Annotated in this window: 1 protein-coding gene; it reads right to left on the bottom strand. The window is 67.5% G+C overall.

Annotated features, from left to right (window positions below; all coding sequences use genetic code 11):
- Window positions 1–234: ABC transporter permease (locus SB756_RS35550; protein ID WP_410913944.1), on the bottom strand; the 234-nt coding region annotated here is incomplete at both ends.

Here is a 234-nt window from a genome sequence, read left to right as displayed (position 1 = left end):
GTGCGTCGACGGCGAGCCCTGCATCACCCACTGTAACCACTGCGGCATGCTGTCCAGCGGTGTGCTGCCGCCTGACAGCAACAGCATCGGGATGATCACCGGGATCGCCAGCAGGCCGAACTGCGGTGTCGAGCGCGCCAGGGTGGCGAGGAAGATGCCCAGCGCGGTACTGGCGAACAGGTACAGCGCCGTCACGGCCAGGAACAGCCCCATCGAGCCGGACAACGGCACGCC

It is taken from the genome of Pseudomonas sp. SIMBA_068 (assembly GCF_046534705.1).
Lineage (GTDB): Bacteria > Pseudomonadota > Gammaproteobacteria > Pseudomonadales > Pseudomonadaceae > Aquipseudomonas > Aquipseudomonas putida.
This window is presented reverse-complemented; position numbering and strand designations above follow the sequence as displayed.